Genomic DNA, 17,162 nt, shown 5'->3' on the forward strand with positions numbered 1-17,162 from the left:
TCACCGATACCCGCCACCGGTAATTTTGTATCATAAAATAATTGATATGAAATCTAAAGTAATTTTAATAACAGGCGCATCCAGGGGGCTTGGTAAAATATGGGCCGAAGCATTTTTAAAACGTGGTGATAAAGTAATCGCAACCGCACGAAACACTGATTCATTAAAGGATCTGGTAACCATTTATGGAGACGCTGTATTGCCCGTTCAATTAAATGTAAATGACCGCGAACAATGTTTTGCCGCCGTTAAGCAAGCTAACGAACATTTTGGAGGCATCGATGTTTTGATCAATAACGCTGGTTATGGTCTGTTTGGTGCCATTGAAGAGGCGACTGAACAGGAAGCCAGGGATCAGTTCGAAACCAATGTGTTCGGCTTGTTGTGGATGACTCAGGCGATTATCCCGGTTATGCGGGATCAGGGTCATGGACATATCGTACAAGTTTCAAGTTTGGCAGGTCACACAGGCGCACCTATCATAAGTATTTACATCGCCTCTAAATGGGCGGTTGAAGGATTAAGCGAAAGCCTTGCTGCGGAGGTAAGAGGATTCGGCATTAACGTAAGCCTTGTTGAACCCAATGCCTTTGGCACAGACTGGAGCGGAGATTCGGCCGTTAAAACTCAATCTCTTGCCGTATATAACGGCCTTAAGGAAACATTCAATGGCTATTTTACCCCTGAAATGGTTGGCTACCCCGAAGCAACAGTACCGGCTATTTTAAAATTGGTGGATAGCGATCAGCCGCCATTGCGTTTATTTTTAGGAAAAGTCGCCTTACCCAGAGTACAACAGGTTTATGCAGACCGGCTGGCAGTTTGGGAATCATGGAAAGAAGTTGCAGCAGCAGCACACGGTCATTGATCAGTTAAATTAAAAAACGATACAGTATCCTATCAGCCGGATGCTGTATCCTTATTAAAATGAAGCATTTTAAAAGTTTAAGCGAACTGCATAAAGCCAGAGGGTGGCCGATGTCGGAAAGCCCCTTACTTAGCCTGATTACATGTATAGATACATGCCCAACTACCTGCGGTATCCCTAACAATGAATATACAACCGACTTTTATATTATCGCGTTTAAGAAAGTCATATCCGGCAGTCTTTATTACGGCCGTACCAAATACGATCACAATGGAGGTTCCATGATCTATATTAAACCAGGTCAGATTGTTGAACTTAAAAACATTAAACTGGAAGGTAGTGGGTTTACGATCATGTTTCACCGTGATTTCCTGAATGGGGAACCGTTGCATCAGACCATCAAAAAATATAGTTTTTTTGATTACGAAACCAATGAGGCCCTCCATATTTCGCCTCGCGAGGAAGAAATTATGTGGGAACTATTCCGCAAGATCGAGACTGAATATAATAATAATCAGGATGAGTATACCAAGGAGATCATTTTAGGTCATATTGAAGCTATCCTCAAATATTCACAACGGTTTTATAAACGTCAGTTTCTGAACAGGACCGAGCTGACGGGCAAGGTAATTTCCAAATTTAATAAAGCCATCCGGCAGTATTTTGAGAATGGTGCATTACAAACCAATGGTTTGCCAACTGTTACAGCTATTGCAGCCCAGCTAAAAATGTCGCCTCATTATCTCAGCGACTTACTTAGGCAGGAAACAGGAAGGTCAGCAATTGACCACATTCACAGTTACCTGATCACAGAAGCAAAAAACCTGTTAATTGGGGCCGATCTTACTGTGGCGCAGATCGCCTATCAGCTTGGATTTGAAAATCCCCCTTACTTCTCCAGGCTTTTCAGAAAAGAAACAGGCATCAGTCCTGTGGCTTATCGTAACCAGCATTAATAAAAAGTGCGGTACGGTAATAACACCAACTACGGTTAAGATATCAAGATATAAGCCACAGGAGATGCTGACAAGTGTCCATATATAAAAATAAAAACGAAAACTCTCCGATTTGTATTTCTTTTTATGCTATTTTTACCCCAGTTAACACCTTAACAGGGCCATTATCCGGGCTACTTCGATACCCAACTCTGTATCAGTAATTTAATAACAATTTATTAATAAAAGCTTAAAGCAAACAGTACTTTGTGTTTAATTATGTTGATTATACTTGCAATAAACAACTATTAAAAAAAGTCATGACCAATTCAATTTTGGAGATCACCGAGAACGAATACCTGATCAAACTGAACAGAAGTAACTTCAACTTATCGTTCATCAGGAGTTTATTAAAGATGGTCGAAGTGGCCAACCCGAGCGAAGAAAGCGACTATTCTTATAGCGACCGTGTAGTATCGCCTTACCAGAACCATTCTGCTACTGCCGATTATTTCAGCGCTATCGACGAGAAATAAAAAAGGGATGCTTTCGCGTCCCTTTTTTATTTTATTCCTTTTTATTTTCTTTCCCGATCAAAACTGGCGATATCCGCCCCTTACTACCTGTTGTTTATCCATCTGAGCCATTTGCCCTTTCATCATTTTGATCTGCTCGGCCAGTAATTTATTCTTATCGTCCTTGGCAGCTTCTGAAAGATACATTTGCGCTTCGCGCTTATTACGTTTAGCCATGGAGATACCTGCCAGGCTCAATTTAGCTAAAGCCGTATTGTGCGACATTTTCATACCCAGCTGAAGCGCTTTTTTAAAGTATTTTTCCGACTTCATAGGTGCCTTACGCGATTCAACCAAACCAATCAGTAAGTTATAATAGCCATGCTGGTTTTTATGCAGCTGTTTTTCATAATCAGTGATCTTCATTAACCAGGCCTCGGCTTTTTCTGAATTTTCTTTACGCAGGTAAAACTGTGATATGATCATGTTCTCGTTAAAAAAGAAACTCAATAGCACAATACCGCCTAAAAACAAAACTAAAATTCCCCAGCCCCAAAATCCGAAGGCACAAAGCGCAACCGCCGCACCGAACAGTACACAGGCTATAATTAGCCTAACAATATTTGACATAATTTATGATACTATATATTGAGTACAAATATCCGTTAATTTGTACGCTTAATCAACATTATATCAATATTTATGGCAAATGCATTAGACCCCTCCTGGATGGAAGTTCTGAAAGACGAGTTTGGGAAAGACTATATGATAAAACTAAAGGATTTTTTACAAAATGAAAAGGCAGCAGGCCAAGCGGTTTACCCCAAAAACAGCGAAATTTTCAATGCCTTTAACACCACCCATTTTGATGATGTAAAAGTGGTGATACTGGGTCAGGACCCATATCATGGTGCGCACCAGGCCCACGGGCTTTCGTTTTCGGTGCAAAAAGGCATTGCTATCCCCCGTTCGCTCAGCAATATTTATAAAGAACTGCAAACCGATATTCCCGGCTTTAAAGTACCCAACCATGGCAACCTGGAAGACTGGGCCAAACAAGGGGTATTATTATTGAACGCTACTTTAACGGTTAGGGCCGGCAGTCCGGGTTCGCATCAAAAGCAGGGCTGGGAAGAATTTACCGACGAGGTGATCAAAACTATATCCGACAAAAAAGAAGGCATTGTATTTATACTCTGGGGAGCCTTTGCGCAATCAAAAGCAGCGCTGATAGACGAGAAGAAGCATTTTATCCTGAAATCGCCCCACCCCTCACCTTTCTCTGCCGACCGTGGCTTTTTCGGCAGCAAACCATTTTCAAAAACCAACGAGATATTAAGAAGAGAAGGTAAACAAGAGATAAACTGGCAGATCAGTTAGATGTGCAGATTTCAGATGTGCAGATATGCAGATGAAAAACAACCAGTAATATTATATAAAAAGAATATACCTAAACAAAAATGTGCAAATCAGCTTAATTGAAGCTCATTTGCACATCTGAAATCTGCATACCTGCACATCAATATTCAAGCGGCACAATAGGTTCCTTTTTGCTGGTCGACATGATCATCATGGTTTGGAAAGTTTTTACTACCGTAATACGGCTTATCTTTTCCATGATCAGTTGTTCGTATGATTTAATGTCGCGCACATAAACTTTCAGCAAAAAGTCGCACTGGCCGGTTACGTGGTGGCACTCCGTTACCTCTTTAATGTGCTTGATCTCATCCAAAAATGTTTGAATGGTATTTTTCTGATGAAAATCAAGAGATATCTGTATAAAGGTTTTGATCCCCAGGCCCAGTTTTTCCTCATCAACCAGGGCATGATAGCTCTTAATGTACTCGGCATTTTCCAGCTTGCGCACACGCTCCAGGGTTGGGGCTGGCGAAAGCCCTATTTCGTTTGAAAGTTGAAGGTTGGTTATTCTTCCGTTTTCCTGTAATATCTTAAGTATTTGAAGATCGATTTTATCTAATTCCGCAGCCATTAGGTTACAATAATGTACGCAAATATACAGTTTTCCTCTGTTCACAAAATTATATTTCTCTTAAAAGTAATTCAGCAAAAATATATTTCCCACGATTTTCATAATTTAGATAAGTCTAAATTTTTTATTAGATTTGTATAAATGAATACGTTAGCCGAGGAAAACTATTTAAAATCCATCTATCACCTGTCAATGGATGCCGAGAATGTGAGCACCAATCAAATCGCCTCGTCATTAAATACCAAGGCCTCGTCGGTAACGGATATGCTGAAAAAGCTGGCCGATAAGACGCTGATCAACTATACCCGGTACCAGGGCGTAAGCCTTACCCCATCGGGCGAAAAAATAGCCATTAACATTATCCGCAAACATCGGCTTTGGGAGTATTTTTTGGTAGAGAAATTAAAGTTTAAGTGGGACCAGGTACATGATATGGCCGAAGAGATGGAGCATATATCATCGGTAGAATTAATTGACCGGCTTGATGAATTTATGGATTATCCGCAGCACGACCCGCATGGCGAACCCATTCCTGATTGTAATGGCCGGTTTACCGCTTCGGAGCTGACGCCCGTATCTGCATTAAGCGTAAACGACAGCGGCACCATATCCGGTGTACGCGACCACAGCTCGTCGTTTTTACAATACCTGGAAAAACAACAGCTTACCCTCGGGAAAAGAATATCCATTATAGAAATTGTGGAGTTTGACCATTCCATGATCATACAAATGGAGAATAAAAAAGAAATACACATCAGCCGCGAAGCGGCCAACAATTTACTGATAGCTTTATGACCGATAACCATAATCAATCATTAGGAGACGTACATAGTTCGGTTACAACCGAAAACAAAACGGGCTGGCGTAAAATAATGGCCTTCCTGGGACCCGCCTATCTGGTAAGCGTGGGTTATATGGATCCGGGTAACTGGGCAACCGACATTGCCGGCGGCAGCGCGTTTGGCTATAAACTGATATGGGTGTTGTTCGCGTCCAACCTGATAGCACTACTCCTGCAATCGCTCAGTGCACGGCTGGGGATCGTTCGCGGGCTCGATCTGGCGCAGGCATCCAAAAACGCCTATCCCCGCTTTGTTAACTTCTGGCTATACATACTGGCGCAAATAGCCATTATAGCCTGCGACCTGGCCGAGATAATCGGTATGGCTATCGGCTTAAAACTGCTGTTTAACCTGCCCCTGATATGGGGCGTATCGCTTACTATTACCGATACCATCCTCATGCTGTATTTAATGAATAAGGGCATGCGCAAGCTGGAGGGCTTTATCATATCGATGATATTTATTGTAGGTCTATCTTTTTTAATAGAGATGTTTATTGTGAACCCCAGCGTAGTTGAAATTGCCAAAGGTTTTGCTCCAGGTAATTTAAGCGGCGAATCGTTATACATTGCTATTGGTATTATTGGCGCTACGGTGATGCCGCATAACTTGTACCTTCACTCCTCGCTGGTGCAAACCCGGCAGATCACCCGTACAGACGCGGGTATTAAATCGGCCATTAAATTCAATCTTTTCGATACTGTTATAGCGCTTAACCTGGCCTTTTTGGTGAACGCGGCTATACTGATATTGGCAGCTACCGCGTTTTATAAGAACGGTTATTTTAAAGTTGCCGAGATACAGGATGCTTATAAATTGCTGGAACATATTTTCGGCCGTGTTGCCCCTGTGCTTTTTGCCATCGCCTTGATCGCCTCCGGTCAAAGCTCAACCATTACAGGTACCCTTGCCGGGCAAATTATTATGGAAGGCCATATTAACCTGCGTATTGAGCCCTGGCTGCGCCGTTTGCTTACCCGTGTGCTGGCTATTGTGCCTGCTGTTTTTACCATTATTTATTTTGGCGAGGCTGGGTTAGGCAGCCTGATCATATTAAGCCAGGTAGTACTGAGCCTGCAGTTGGGTTTTGCGGTTATCCCACTTATCCACTTTACATCCGACAAGAAACGAATGGGCAAATTTGCCATCCGCTTTAAGGTAAAAGTACTAGCCTGGGCTTGCGCTCTCCTTATTGTTGCCTTGAATGCAAAACTGGTGTACGAGCAATTATTCGACTGGATAAAAGAGTACCCATCCTCCTCTATCTGGATCTATTCCCTCGTTTTTCCCATCGTAATTGGTGTAGCTGCGCTGCTGGTATATGTATTTTTCAGACCGATGCTGTACAAGCATAAAGATCAACCGGTTTATATTCCGCATGGCATTGCCAGCGCCATTACCGAGCTTGATGCCATTACCTATAAACACATAGCCATAACTATAGATTTTTCAAAAAATGATAACGACTGCCTGCGGCATGCCATTATGCAGGGTGGTAAACGGGCCAATTACACGCTGATACACGTAGTAGAAACTGCCGGGGCACGCTACTATGGTAAACAGGTAATGGATAGTGAAACGCAAAGCGACGTTGACAACCTGAACCAGTATGTAACCGCGATGGAAAACCTGGGCTATAAGGCGCAGGCGCAAATTGGTTATGGTAACCCGGCAAGTGCTATCGCTAAGATAGTAAATGAAGAAGGCGTTGATTTTATTGTGATGGGGTCTCATGGTCACAAAGCGCTCAAAGACCTTATTTTTGGTACAACTGTAAACTCGGTAAGACACATGGTTAATGTGCCGGTACTGGTGGTAAAGCCGAGCCGGTAACCAGAGCCCCACCCAACCCTCCCCAAAAGGGAGGGCTTTGAAAATAAAGTCTCCCCAACCGGGGGAGATTTAGAGGGGGCGGAAATTTTACGTAAATTTGTACCTCACCGAAAGGAAAAACATGACTACCCAGGATAAAATATATATAAAAAACAAGAAGGCTTATTTTGAATACCACATACTGGATAAATACGTGGCAGGCATTCAATTATTAGGCACCGAAATAAAGTCGATACGGGAAGGTAAGGCTAATATTAACGATGCTTTTTGCACCTTTATCAACAATCAGCTATTTGTACGCAACCTGCATATATCTGAATATTCATACGGGTCATTCTACAACCACGAGGCTAAACGCGATCGTGTGCTGTTACTTACCAAAAAAGAGCTCAAAAAACTCCTGACCCGCGGTGAAGAAAAAGGCCTGACCATTGTACCATTGGCCCTGTTCATCAGCGAGCGCGGTTTTGCCAAACTGGAGATCGGCCTGGCCCAGGGTAAAAAGACATTTGACAAACGCGAAACCTTAAAAGAGCGCGACACTAAAGTTGAAATGGACCGGGCGCTGAAAAGGTAGACCCTCTTTTGAATGTGCAGGTGTGCGGATTTCAGATGTGCAGATGATTTTTATAAAATGAAAAGCCCGGCTTGGTTAAAGTCGGGCTTTTCATTTGCACATCTGAAATCTGCACATCCGCACATCTACCAAAATCATCTGCACATCTGAAATCCGCACACCTGCACATCTACCAGGCCTTATCCCCCACCAATGGCACAAATCTGAAGGTATCGAGTACAATCTTTTCGTAATCATGTTCGGCAACTTTGAGTACGGTTACCATTTTTTGGGTTTCCTCGTCGCCAACAGGAATCACCAAAATGCCGCCTATTTTAAGTTGTTTCAGCAGTACATCGGGTACCGTAGGTGCACCGGCTGTTACGATGATCTTATCATAAGGTGCGTGTTTGGCTATACCAATGGAGCCGTCACCGCAAAAAAAGTTAGGTTTGTAACCCATTTTTTCGGGCAGGATAAACCGGGTGCGCTCGTACAATTTTTCCTGGCGCTCAATGGTATAAACTTTGGCGCCAAGCTCCATGAGTATACAGGTTTGATAACCTGAGCCTGTGCCTATCTCCAGTACTTTATCACCTTTGCGAATGTGCAGCAATTCGGTTTGGTATGCAACGGTATAGGGCTGTGATATAGTTTGTCCCTCGCCTATCGGAAAAGCGATATCGCTGTAGGCCTGGTTCCAGAAAGTTTCATCAAAAAAGTAGTGCCGCGGTACTTTGCTTATGGCCAGCAACACCTCTTCATCCTGGATACCTTTTTTTCGCAGGATGTCAACCAATCGTTTCCGGGCGCCTTTTTCGCGGTAATTATCAATATACTTATAAGCCATTTATACGGCAAAGTTAGCAGGAATTTTTACACGATTTAATGATTAGAAAGAATTACAGGACAAGGCACCATTAAACACTTCATTGACAAACCTTAACAATTTTTAAACAATTTTCTCGCATGATGAAGTTTAAAGAATTGTACCTTATGGATGATATTTGAGATTTATCTCTAAATTTATATGCATAATCTATACCGGCATCCTTAAATAATTTATGATACTCAGATCAAAAGAAGAAGTCAATAATATAACGCACAAAATTATCGGTTGCGCTATGCAGGTTCACAAAACTTTAGGTTGCGGATTCCAGGAGGTTATTTATCAAAGAGCCTTAGCTATTGAAATGAAGATGGCAGGACTATCTTTTGAAAGGGAAAAAGAAATGTCCATATTTTATCGGGATGAACTAATAGGCAACAGAAGAGTAGATTTCTTCGTTGAAGAATGTGTAATGTTAGAATTAAAAGCCGTTGAAACTATTGCCGACCTTCATAAAACTCAAACTATAAATTACTTAGAAGCATATAATTTAGCCGATGGCCTCCTGATAAACTTTGGAGGACTAAGCCTTGATTTTAAACGTATGTATAACAAAAGATTGGTAACCCCTCAAAGTCACCCTCTAAATAATCAACAAGTCCTGTAAATCCTTCTCAATCCCGTAATCGTGTCAATAGGGATCAACATCGGGCTGAATAATACTTCCCTTGCTTAGTTTAGTAGTTTGAAACTGGATGATCACATCCCGCAATATGGCCTTGGCCTTAACTATGGAAATGCCATCCCGCTCAAATTTGAGCATGATTGATTTGATATAATAATTACGGATACGGCTGATTAACGGCGATTCAGGACCTATTACCCGTTCTCCAAAATGCCTGCGCAATTCATTACCCAGATAATTGGCCTGGTTGTACAACACATCAGGATCCTTATGTTTAATATCCAGGTTGATGATGCGGTAGAACGGTGGATATTTGAAACTTTTGCGCTCCTCCATTTCTGTAAAATACAGATCATTATAATCATTGGCGATCACCTGTTTGATAACCCGGTGATTAGGATCGTAAGTTTGTATCACCACTTTTCCTTGCTTGCCCCTTCGCCCGGCCCGGCCGCTCACCTGTGCCAGCATCTGGAAACTCCGTTCGTTGGCCCGGTAATCCGGAAATTTGAGCATACTATCTGCATTGATGATCCCAATGAGCGTAACATCGGCAAAATCCAGACCTTTAGCTACCATTTGGGTACCTACCAGTATATCTATCTTTTTCTCTTCCAGGTTGTTCAGTATGGTTTGCAGCGAATTGCGGGCACGGGTGGTATCCAGATCCATACGGGCAATGCGTGCATCGGGAAGCAGGAGGCTCAATTCATCTTCTATCTTCTCTGTACCAAAACCTTTGTATTCCAAATGCGTTGAGCCGCAGGCTGGACAAACAGATGGTGAATCTTCCTTATAGCCACAGTAATGACAATGCAGCTTACCACTGCTTTTATGATAGGTCAAACTCACATCGCAATTAATACATTTGGGTGTGTAGGCACATATTTTACACATGAGCACCGGCGCGTAACCACGCCGGTTCTGAAACAGGATCACCTGCTCCTTATTGATCAAGGCCTGGTTGATCCCTTCCATCAACACGCTGGTAAAATGCGATTGGATAGTTTTCTGCTTGGTTTCATGACTAATGCTCACCACCTGCACATCAGGCAATTGTACACCTCCATACCGTTCGGTGAGTTCGGCAAAACCATATTTATGCGTACGGGCATTAAAATAGCTCTCAAACGAAGGTGTAGCGGAACCCAGCAATACCTTTCCCTTGTGCGTGTTAGCCAGAAAAATGGCAGCATCACGAGCGTTGTAACGTGGCGCAGGGTCAAACTGTTTATAGGAGGTTTCATGCTCTTCGTCAACCACAATAAGGCCGAGGTCATTAAAAGGCAAAAATACCGACGACCGTGCTCCCAGGATCACCTTGTAATCATTGTTGAGCACCTTCTGCCAAACCTCTACCCTTTCGTTATCATTAAACCGGGAATGATAAACACCAATGTCGGCGCCAAAATATAGGCGCAGCCTTTCAATAATATGGGTAGTAAGCGCAATTTCGGGCAACAGGTAAAGTACCTGCCGTTCGCTACGCATCATTTCTTCTATCAGCCTGATGTAAATTTGCGTTTTGCCTGATGAGGTTACCCCATGCAGTAACACCACATCCTTTTCCTGGAATTGTGTACGCACACTTTGCAATACTTCGGCTTGTTGTTCGCTTAGTTCAAAATTGCTGGCCAGTTCCTCATCCTCCTCAAAATGCAGGCGACTAACATTTTTTTCTTCGGCTATCAGGATCTCTTTTTCTATAAGCGATTTAATGCTCGATTCGCCGGCGCCGCTTTCTTCTATCAGCTCGTTTTTGGTAATAGCTTTCTGATGCCTTGCCAGTTTGATATAAGCCAGCAGTGCATCGGCCTGTTTGGGAGCGCGTTTCTCCAGTATCGGGAAAAGCTCACGCAAATTATCGGGGTGATTATAAACCGGGTTTAGCGTAATAAAAGTACGCTTACGGGGTTTATAACGTTCACTTACTTCTTCGGATATATGGATGATATTTTTCTCAAACATCAGCTTCAGGATAGGCATTACCGTTTTTTGCCCAAGCAATTTGGCAATATCGCTTACAGTAAGCTCCGGCTGGATATCCAGCGCTTCTACAATCAGAAACTCTTTATCGTGCAGGGTTGATCGGTCAATATCATACTCTTTGTTGAGCACAATACGGGTTTCGCTGGCCAGTTTAAGCGCAGCGGGCAGGGCGGCATTCATCACCTCACCAATATTACACATATAATAGTCGGCCAGCCATTGCCAGAAGTTGAGTTGATGAGGGGTTACAACCGGTTGATCATCCAGGATCTCAATAATGTATTTCGCCTCATACTTTTCAGGCGCAAGGGTGCTTATCTCTTTAACAATGGCCGTATATAGCTTGCTTTTACCAAACTGTACCACCACCCTTTTGCCTATAGCGATGGCGTCATTTTGCTCATATGGAACCCTGTAAGTATAATTTTTTGAAATTGCCAGCGGTAAAATCACTTCTGCAAAAAGCGTTTTACGATCGGTATGTTCAATTTCAGCAAATTCCAATATCATGTAAATCCTAAACTCTAAATGCTAAATCCTAAACTCTAAACCCTAAATTGCCAGGCATTTTTACTCACAACTCACAACTCACAACTCACAACTCACTATTTACTGCGAAAAGCAGCGATCGCCAGCATTAGCCAACCTAAAATAAACAGTAAGCCGCCAAGCGGTGTAATTGGGCCAAGCGCTATCAGCCAATCCCAGCCCAGCAAACTGCGGCATGATAACAGGTACAATGAACCGGAAAAGAACAAGATGCCAAAGCTAAAAAAGTAATAGGCCAGGGTTATCTGGCTATTTTTAAACCTGGCAAAAGTCGACAGGAAAAGCAATGCGAATACATGGTAAAAATTGTATTGTACAGCGGTGTGCCATACCTCCAGGTCGGCAGCTGATAAGCGCCCTTTTAACCCATGCGCTCCAAAGGCTCCTGTAACAACGGCCAGCATGCCAAAAACCGAAGCTGTAATAATTATTTGTTTGTTCATGCAGATATAAAAAGCTAAGTTAACCAATTGAAAGTATTACTTTAATGCCGCAGGGTAAAATTCTATCTTTGTAAAGCAATCCGCTATGAAACGTCTGATAGTTATCACCTTAATTTTACTTGCCGCTGCTATAGCTATAACAGTTGTTTACTTTAAAAACTTAAGTCCGCCAGGCGTGCGTACCGGCCAGGTAATGCATACCATACCTGATAATGCTACCGCCGTATTTGAATTTAACAGCGAAAAAGGGTTTTACGACATTTTTAAGGGCAACCAACTACTCAGCGCCGTTATGGGTAAAGATAAACTGGCCGATCTGGATACCCTGCGTAAGTTATTGATCTCTTCACCACAATTGGAGCGCTTTTTCGACGGGCAAAATGTATTTATCTCGGTACATCCATCCAGCGGTAACGATATCAACCTGCTCATCACCATACCCACCACTAATGATTTTAAAACAGATGCCTTTACTGCCTTAAATACACAACCCAATAGTGGCTTATCCGTTAGCCCGGTACATAATACAATTGGAACAACTTATGATGTATTGGTTAAGGCCATCAATAAACACTTTTATATCACCCAAAAAGAGAATAATATTTTTGCCGGCAGCTTTTCAAAAGAGCTGATAGATCAAAGCATTTTATATAGGGACGATAAAAGCAAAAACGTTTTTATTCCACTGCCCGAACAGCAAAACGCCAACTCCCTGGCTAACCTTTATATTAACTACAGTCAGCTTACCCCTCTGTTCGACCAGATATTTAAAAACAAGAACACCGACATTTTTAAGAGCTTTAAGCTATTGCCTGCTTTAGCGGCCCTGACTTTAAACTTCAAAAACGATGCCTTGATGTTTAGCGGTTTTACCACCATACAACACAATCACACAGCCAGTTATTTAAATTTATTTGCCGATCAGCAGCCGGTGGTGAATCACCTAAAGGAGATTTTCCCGTCCACTACAGCTTATACCATTAACTTCGCTATATCTGATCCTGCCAAATTTTCTGCCGGGCTTTCACAGTGGCATATTCAAGCAGGTATAGGTAAAGAGAAGGACCAGCTCTTCAATAAAATAAAGGCAGAAACCGGTGTTCTTTTAAAACCAGAGTTCGAGCACTTACTGAGTAACGAATTTGCCGTGGTTACTACCCGTTACCAGGAAAAATACGCCATTGTTTCTGTTAAGGACGGTTCAAAACTGAGACCCATCCTAATGAACATCAGCACCATGACCAATGATAATATCGGGCAGTTCAATTATGATAAAGTTCCGTTTTATTTATTAGGCGATGCATTCAGCATTTTCAGGAAGCCTTACTTTATGATCATTGATAATTACCTGGTGTTGGCAGCTACTTCCTCCGAACTTACCAGCTATTCAGACACCTACTATAACCGCAAGTTTATCAGTAAAACCGATCAGTACAACCAGTTTGACAATCTGCTGGCCGAAAGAAGCAATGTTGCTTTTTTTATCAATTTCAAAAACTCACAATCTATATTCAAACGCGATCTGAAAGATGCTTTTTATGATGCTTTTGAAAACTCCAGCCCCGGCTGGAAAAGCTTTTATGCCGCAGCCTATCAGTTTAGCGCTTCGGATAAAAACTTCTATACCAACCTCTGTATGCGCCTGAATAATACAGACACCACCACTACTCAAATTAAATAAAAAAACACACAACCATACGTTAACAATTCCCGTTAAAAGGGCCTATCGAACCTGCAATATTTCCCTATAGTTTATGGAAATATTTCCCTGTGGCTTAAAATAAACCATTACTAAACAGAAAGTCGGCAAATTATCGTATGAATAAAAATAAACTATTAATTGTTTTTGGTATACTATTTTTCTCTTTATCAGCTTCTGCACAGCAATTTTCGCAATACAATACCGGCACTCTGTATGATTCTTTTGAGAATCCTTCACAACGATCATTCATCCCCGACTCCAGCCGGCAATATGCTTTTAACTTTTTTATCCCCGGTTTTAATGTAAATACATACTTAACCGGTAACGCGCAGCGTACTTTTAAAAACAAGATATTTGGCAGCAATTCACAATACTATACCGATAATTTACAAATTGGCCGGGGCAAATACAACCATTTTAACGCCAATATAAATGCCTACGCCATTATGTTTAAGCTATTCACGAGTTTTAAGGGCGATGTAGAGATCGGCTTTTCGGCACAAATAAAAGCAGAGGCGCGGGGGCTTTTTTCAGATGAATCATTCGCCCTGTTAAACGGCACCCGGAACTTCCCGAACGATAATTACAGCAATATATTTAATGATAATTACCGGTACCAGGCTTATCACCAGATAGGTTTTTCGTACCGCGAGCGCATTAATAAAAAGATAGCGCTTGGTTTTAAAATAAGCGCCCTGCTGGGCATCCAATACCAGGAATTTAACATCAACCACTCACAAATTACTTTTGACCGTACTAATCTGAATAATCCGAGCGCCGTATTGGCTTTAAGCGGCCGCTATTACGCCAACTACATTCCCGGGCAACGGGATTCCCGTGATTACCTGCCAAACCTCCGCAACCCCGGCGCTGCTATTAGTTTAGGTGCATCGTATATTACTGATGACCGGATAACCATACAAGGCAACATTAAAGATCTGGGTTTTATTCACTGGAGCAACAGATCAACAACTTATGATTTTAATAACAGCGGTGTGATCAATAATTTGGGATCCCAGCACTTTGCAGATACACTTTATGACCGGGTGCATAAAATTTTGCAGGATGATAATCACAAAACAGTTAAACCGCTCACCACTGCCATAAACGGCCTTGCAGAACTAAGCGCGACCAAAAGTTATTGGATAGGTTATGGTAATACCTGGAAATACTCACCTACGCTTATAGCCTCCAAAGCGTTATTCTATCCGGATTTTAAAGGAGCGCTGGTTAACCATTTTAATTACAGAGGTATTTTTACGGCTACGCTTACCACGAGCTATGACGATATGCATTTTTTCAATATCGGCACGCAGCTCATGATCAAATCGCCCAATACCGAATTTTATATAGGTACCGAAAGATTGACCAATACCGGCAGATTGGCATTAGCGGCCGTACATAACAATTCACAAATAAACCAGGTGGGTAATTATTCAGGGGGTGATTTTTATTTAGGATTCACCCTGAAATTTGGGCGCGTAATTGAACATCCCATGAATGCCAGCATTATCCCCATGGGCGAAAAAGGCTTTTTTGGGCGCCTGTTTGGCCGCCTGTTTAAAACCAGTACCAATAAAGGAGTTTAGATATTAGGTAGCTATCCTATTTATAAAGCTTTCTTTCCGGCTATAAAATCTTTGAGGTAATAAGGCTCAAAATAAGCCACATCTTCAAATTCTTTTTTGTCGAACTTTTCGACAGCCTTTTGAGTAAGAAAAGTTGCCGAGTTAACAAAGCCCGGTAAAAATTGCGCGTTCGGATTTGCGCCTAATGTGGCCTCGCACTTATCAGCACCATCGCCAAAAAACAGGATCTTGTTCTGGTTGAGTTCTTCGGTAAAACTATGCTCGTCTATAATATCTGCCGAAGTTGGTCGTATTTTTTGACCATGAACATTAAACAAGGAACAATAAACCTCCATGCGCCGGGCATCAATCATGGGGCATAAAAGTGTATCAGGATCAATTGTAAAATCATTGCCGTAAATAACCCCATAGGCCATAGCCTCCAATGTTTCAATGGCGATAAGCGGCTTATCCAGGGCAAAACACAACCCTTTAGCTGTTGAAACCCCGATCCGCAGACCGGTATATGACCCCGGACCGCTACTCACGGCAATAGCATCAAGATCAGTATAAGTTAAATTTGCCGTGGCCACCAGTTCATCAATAAACAAAGTGATCACCTCTGCATGTATGTTACGTTCGTTAATCTGTTTAAATGCCACAACTTTACCATCAATAGCCAGGGCTACTGAACACGAAGTGTTTGCGGTTTCAATTTGTAAAATAACACTCATCGTTTGTCTGAATCAGAATTTTCAGGATTTAAGAATTTTCAGAATTTGATTAAATTGCTTGTCACTTTTTCAAACTCACTACTCACTACTCACTACTCACTACTCACTACTCAAACTCAGGGTACCGGATCGTGGCCGTGCCCTCCCCAGGGGTGGCAGCTGGCAATGCGTTTTATGGTTAACCACCCGCCTTTAAAGGCTCCATGCTTTTTGATGGCTTCCACACCATATTGCGAACAGGTTGGCGTATACCTGCAGGAGGCGCCTGTGAGCGGAGAAATAAAATATTGATATATTTTGATCAGCAATATAAAAATGCCGCCTACAGTTGCCTTCAATATATTGATCACTGCGTTCATATCACTTCACCGGGATATTATTTGCAGCTGTTAGTTGCTCGGCAAGCTGGCTAAGCATCTTCAGCATTTTTTTTTCAATAACGCTGTAAGGAACAATTTCTTTCCCGATATACCCTACCGACAACACAATAGTTTTATTGGCAGCCGTGAGCGTATTATAAAGGCATTGCTGCTTATGCAACCGGTACGACTCACGCATGCACCTTTTTATTAAATTACGGTCGACAGCATGCTTATAACGCTTTTTGGAAACCGAAAATAAAACCTGGGCCGGGAATTGCTGTGGTTCGGAATTAATTAGCCACGAAGCTTTGAAGGGATAACACAAAAAAGAAGAACCGTTATGAAAAAGCTTATCTATAAGCCTTTTGTTACATAATCGTTCTTCTTTTTTAAAAGTATACATAGTTGCCATAATTGAACCGGAGTTTGAGCATATAAACGGTCCATGTCCCCTTATGAAAGGACCAAGCAACCAGGTTTATGCTTTATGACGACCTTCGTCAGAAACTGTTAATCTTTTTCTGCCTTTAGCTCTTCTGGCTGCTAATATTCTTCTACCGTTAGCAGTTGACATGCGCTCACGGAAACCGTGTTTGTTTCTTCTTTTTCTTTGAGAAGGCTGGAAAGTTCTTTTCATGACTATATATTTTTATTCTGTTCGATCTTTTTAAAAACAAGAGCGCAAATGTAGTAATTTTTCAAAACATTTCAAATACTATTTTTCTTATTTGTTGCTCTATGTTTCTTACTGTAAATTAAGCA

Annotated in this window: 19 protein-coding genes; 10 read left to right on the forward strand and 9 right to left on the reverse strand. The window is 41.9% G+C overall.

The window, feature by feature from the left end; genetic code table 11:
• Positions 1-46: 46 nt before the first annotated feature.
• From ACNURT_RS17900 to ACNURT_RS17910, 3 genes are all read left to right on the forward strand, one after another.
• Positions 47-868, forward strand: coding sequence for an SDR family NAD(P)-dependent oxidoreductase (locus tag ACNURT_RS17900; RefSeq protein WP_419698876.1), 822 nt, complete (start codon positions 47-49; stop codon positions 866-868).
• Positions 869-927: 59 nt separating this feature from the next.
• The gene (locus tag ACNURT_RS17905; RefSeq protein WP_419698877.1) at positions 928-1,824 is read left to right on the forward strand and encodes a helix-turn-helix domain-containing protein; all 897 of its coding nucleotides are present in this window, start codon (positions 928-930) and stop codon (positions 1,822-1,824) included.
• 299 nt (positions 1,825-2,123) lie between these two features.
• A complete protein-coding gene (locus tag ACNURT_RS17910; RefSeq protein ID WP_090465504.1) occupies positions 2,124-2,339 on the forward strand; it encodes a hypothetical protein in 216 nt (71 codons plus the stop codon).
• A gap of 57 nt (positions 2,340-2,396) precedes the next feature.
• Here ACNURT_RS17910 and ACNURT_RS17915 read toward each other — a convergent pair whose 3' ends face one another.
• Positions 2,397-2,948 carry a DUF2892 domain-containing protein gene (locus ACNURT_RS17915; protein WP_370995327.1) on the reverse strand — a complete coding sequence of 184 codons (552 nt, stop codon included), beginning with the start codon at positions 2,946-2,948 and terminating at the stop codon, positions 2,397-2,399.
• A 72-nt stretch (positions 2,949-3,020) separates the two neighbouring features.
• On the opposite strand from ACNURT_RS17915, the gene ung reads away from it, so the two are divergent.
• Positions 3,021-3,698: a uracil-DNA glycosylase gene (ung, locus tag ACNURT_RS17920; protein WP_419698878.1), complete on the forward strand. Its 678-nt coding sequence runs from the start codon at positions 3,021-3,023 to the stop codon at positions 3,696-3,698.
• Positions 3,699-3,837: 139 nt separating this feature from the next.
• Here ung and ACNURT_RS17925 read toward each other — a convergent pair whose 3' ends face one another.
• On the reverse strand, positions 3,838-4,308 hold the full coding sequence (locus ACNURT_RS17925; protein ID WP_090465496.1) for an Lrp/AsnC family transcriptional regulator: 471 nt from the start codon (positions 4,306-4,308) through the stop codon (positions 3,838-3,840).
• Positions 4,309-4,449: 141 nt separating this feature from the next.
• On the opposite strand from ACNURT_RS17925, the gene ACNURT_RS17930 reads away from it, so the two are divergent.
• From ACNURT_RS17930 to smpB, 3 genes are all read left to right on the forward strand, one after another.
• On the forward strand, positions 4,450-5,103 hold the full coding sequence (locus tag ACNURT_RS17930) for a metal-dependent transcriptional regulator (RefSeq protein WP_419698879.1): 654 nt from the start codon (positions 4,450-4,452) through the stop codon (positions 5,101-5,103).
• Entirely contained in the window at positions 5,100-6,983 is a 1,884-nt protein-coding gene (locus ACNURT_RS17935) for an Nramp family divalent metal transporter (protein ID WP_419698880.1), read from the forward strand. The genes ACNURT_RS17930 and ACNURT_RS17935 overlap by 4 nt, the downstream gene beginning before the upstream one ends.
• Positions 6,984-7,104: 121 nt before the next feature.
• Positions 7,105-7,560 (forward strand): SsrA-binding protein SmpB, encoded by a 456-nt coding sequence (gene smpB / locus ACNURT_RS17940; protein WP_370995332.1) that lies wholly within the window; start codon positions 7,105-7,107, stop codon positions 7,558-7,560.
• Positions 7,561-7,729: 169 nt separating this feature from the next.
• Here smpB and ACNURT_RS17945 read toward each other — a convergent pair whose 3' ends face one another.
• Positions 7,730-8,389 carry a protein-L-isoaspartate(D-aspartate) O-methyltransferase gene (locus ACNURT_RS17945; protein WP_370995335.1) on the reverse strand — a complete coding sequence of 220 codons (660 nt, stop codon included), beginning with the start codon at positions 8,387-8,389 and terminating at the stop codon, positions 7,730-7,732.
• Positions 8,390-8,603: 214 nt separating this feature from the next.
• On the opposite strand from ACNURT_RS17945, the gene ACNURT_RS17950 reads away from it, so the two are divergent.
• Positions 8,604-9,035 (forward strand): GxxExxY protein, encoded by a 432-nt coding sequence (locus ACNURT_RS17950; protein ID WP_419698881.1) that lies wholly within the window; start codon positions 8,604-8,606, stop codon positions 9,033-9,035.
• 24 nt (positions 9,036-9,059) lie between these two features.
• Here the strand turns inward: ACNURT_RS17950 and priA are convergent, their stop codons facing one another.
• The gene (priA, locus tag ACNURT_RS17955) at positions 9,060-11,552 is read right to left on the reverse strand and encodes a replication restart helicase PriA (RefSeq protein WP_419698882.1); all 2,493 of its coding nucleotides are present in this window, start codon (positions 11,550-11,552) and stop codon (positions 9,060-9,062) included.
• A 95-nt stretch (positions 11,553-11,647) separates the two neighbouring features.
• The gene (locus tag ACNURT_RS17960; RefSeq protein WP_419698883.1) at positions 11,648-12,034 is read right to left on the reverse strand and encodes a DUF423 domain-containing protein; all 387 of its coding nucleotides are present in this window, start codon (positions 12,032-12,034) and stop codon (positions 11,648-11,650) included.
• Between the two features lie 85 nt (positions 12,035-12,119).
• On the opposite strand from ACNURT_RS17960, the gene ACNURT_RS17965 reads away from it, so the two are divergent.
• Both ACNURT_RS17965 and ACNURT_RS17970 read left to right on the forward strand, forming a co-directional pair.
• Positions 12,120-13,715 carry a hypothetical protein gene (locus ACNURT_RS17965; protein WP_419698884.1) on the forward strand — a complete coding sequence of 532 codons (1,596 nt, stop codon included), beginning with the start codon at positions 12,120-12,122 and terminating at the stop codon, positions 13,713-13,715.
• A 137-nt stretch (positions 13,716-13,852) separates the two neighbouring features.
• Positions 13,853-15,325 carry a DUF5723 family protein gene (locus ACNURT_RS17970; RefSeq protein WP_419698885.1) on the forward strand — a complete coding sequence of 491 codons (1,473 nt, stop codon included), beginning with the start codon at positions 13,853-13,855 and terminating at the stop codon, positions 15,323-15,325.
• 20 nt (positions 15,326-15,345) lie between these two features.
• Here ACNURT_RS17970 and tsaB read toward each other — a convergent pair whose 3' ends face one another.
• The 4 genes from tsaB to rpmH all read right to left on the reverse strand — a co-directional run bounded on the left by tsaB (position 15,346) and on the right by rpmH (position 17,037).
• On the reverse strand, positions 15,346-16,038 hold the full coding sequence (tsaB, locus tag ACNURT_RS17975) for a tRNA (adenosine(37)-N6)-threonylcarbamoyltransferase complex dimerization subunit type 1 TsaB (RefSeq protein ID WP_419698886.1): 693 nt from the start codon (positions 16,036-16,038) through the stop codon (positions 15,346-15,348).
• 116 nt (positions 16,039-16,154) lie between these two features.
• Positions 16,155-16,397: a membrane protein insertion efficiency factor YidD gene (gene yidD / locus ACNURT_RS17980; protein WP_370995346.1), complete on the reverse strand. Its 243-nt coding sequence runs from the start codon at positions 16,395-16,397 to the stop codon at positions 16,155-16,157.
• A gap of 1 nt (position 16,398) precedes the next feature.
• Entirely contained in the window at positions 16,399-16,812 is a 414-nt protein-coding gene (gene rnpA / locus ACNURT_RS17985) for a ribonuclease P protein component (RefSeq protein WP_419698887.1), read from the reverse strand.
• 66 nt (positions 16,813-16,878) lie between these two features.
• Positions 16,879-17,037, reverse strand: coding sequence for a 50S ribosomal protein L34 (gene rpmH, locus ACNURT_RS17990; protein ID WP_110583460.1), 159 nt, complete (start codon positions 17,035-17,037; stop codon positions 16,879-16,881).
• Positions 17,038-17,162: the final 125 nt, after the last annotated feature.

It is taken from the genome of Mucilaginibacter sp. NFX135, assembly GCF_048565145.1.
In the GTDB taxonomy this organism is placed as follows: domain Bacteria; phylum Bacteroidota; class Bacteroidia; order Sphingobacteriales; family Sphingobacteriaceae; genus Mucilaginibacter.

Bases quoted from the DNA above. Each gene is read 5' to 3' on its own strand.
- ACNURT_RS17910 (WP_090465504.1), top strand. From the start codon at position 2,124: ATGACCAATTCAATTTTGGAGATCACCGAGAACGAATACCTGATCAAA.
- smpB (WP_370995332.1), top strand. From the start codon at position 7,105: ATGACTACCCAGGATAAAATATATATAAAAAACAAGAAGGCTTATTTT.
- ACNURT_RS17970 (WP_419698885.1), top strand. From the start codon at position 13,853: ATGAATAAAAATAAACTATTAATTGTTTTTGGTATACTATTTTTCTCT.
- ACNURT_RS17960 (WP_419698883.1), bottom strand. From the start codon at position 12,034: ATGAACAAACAAATAATTATTACAGCTTCGGTTTTTGGCATGCTGGCC.
- ACNURT_RS17915 (WP_370995327.1), bottom strand. From the start codon at position 2,948: ATGTCAAATATTGTTAGGCTAATTATAGCCTGTGTACTGTTCGGTGCG.
- ACNURT_RS17905 (WP_419698877.1), top strand. From the start codon at position 928: ATGAAGCATTTTAAAAGTTTAAGCGAACTGCATAAAGCCAGAGGGTGG.
- ACNURT_RS17925 (WP_090465496.1), bottom strand. From the start codon at position 4,308: ATGGCTGCGGAATTAGATAAAATCGATCTTCAAATACTTAAGATATTA.
- priA (WP_419698882.1), bottom strand. From the start codon at position 11,552: ATGATATTGGAATTTGCTGAAATTGAACATACCGATCGTAAAACGCTT.
- tsaB (WP_419698886.1), bottom strand. From the start codon at position 16,038: ATGAGTGTTATTTTACAAATTGAAACCGCAAACACTTCGTGTTCAGTA.
- ACNURT_RS17965 (WP_419698884.1), top strand. From the start codon at position 12,120: ATGAAACGTCTGATAGTTATCACCTTAATTTTACTTGCCGCTGCTATA.
- ACNURT_RS17930 (WP_419698879.1), top strand. From the start codon at position 4,450: ATGAATACGTTAGCCGAGGAAAACTATTTAAAATCCATCTATCACCTG.
- yidD (WP_370995346.1), bottom strand. From the start codon at position 16,397: ATGAACGCAGTGATCAATATATTGAAGGCAACTGTAGGCGGCATTTTT.
- ung (WP_419698878.1), top strand. From the start codon at position 3,021: ATGGCAAATGCATTAGACCCCTCCTGGATGGAAGTTCTGAAAGACGAG.
- ACNURT_RS17945 (WP_370995335.1), bottom strand. From the start codon at position 8,389: ATGGCTTATAAGTATATTGATAATTACCGCGAAAAAGGCGCCCGGAAA.
- rnpA (WP_419698887.1), bottom strand. From the start codon at position 16,812: ATGGCAACTATGTATACTTTTAAAAAAGAAGAACGATTATGTAACAAA.
- ACNURT_RS17935 (WP_419698880.1), top strand. From the start codon at position 5,100: ATGACCGATAACCATAATCAATCATTAGGAGACGTACATAGTTCGGTT.
- rpmH (WP_110583460.1), bottom strand. From the start codon at position 17,037: ATGAAAAGAACTTTCCAGCCTTCTCAAAGAAAAAGAAGAAACAAACAC.
- ACNURT_RS17900 (WP_419698876.1), top strand. From the start codon at position 47: ATGAAATCTAAAGTAATTTTAATAACAGGCGCATCCAGGGGGCTTGGT.
- ACNURT_RS17950 (WP_419698881.1), top strand. From the start codon at position 8,604: ATGATACTCAGATCAAAAGAAGAAGTCAATAATATAACGCACAAAATT.